The sequence below is a fragment of the Ruminococcus sp. CAG:57 genome, from assembly GCF_000435935.1.
Classification (GTDB): Bacteria; Bacillota; Clostridia; order Oscillospirales; family Ruminococcaceae; genus Hominimerdicola; species Hominimerdicola aceti.
The window spans coordinates 1,072-1,304 of the sequence record NZ_FR890789.1; the positions used below are offsets into that span (position 1 = coordinate 1,072).

Annotated in this window: 1 protein-coding gene; it reads right to left on the reverse strand. The window is 41.2% G+C overall.

Translation table 11 applies throughout. The features are described from left to right. The coding region (locus QVO88_RS12390) for an N-6 DNA methylase (RefSeq protein ID WP_369678570.1) at positions 1-233 on the reverse strand (233 nt) is incomplete at both ends.

Genomic DNA, 233 nt, shown 5'->3' on the forward strand with positions numbered 1-233 from the left:
CTGAATGTGCTCGTCCGTCATGACGTTCTGCTTGCCGTGCTTTTCAAAAAACTTTTCGGCACTGATAAACAAAATGTCTCTCGTTTGCTTGTTCTTGCTGAAGACGATAACATTGACAGGTATGCAGGTATTCAAAAACAAATTTTCAGGCAATGAGATAACTGCGTCTATCAAATTATTTTCTATGAGTTGCTTGCGGATCCTGCCCTCTGCATTACCTCTAAAGAGAACGC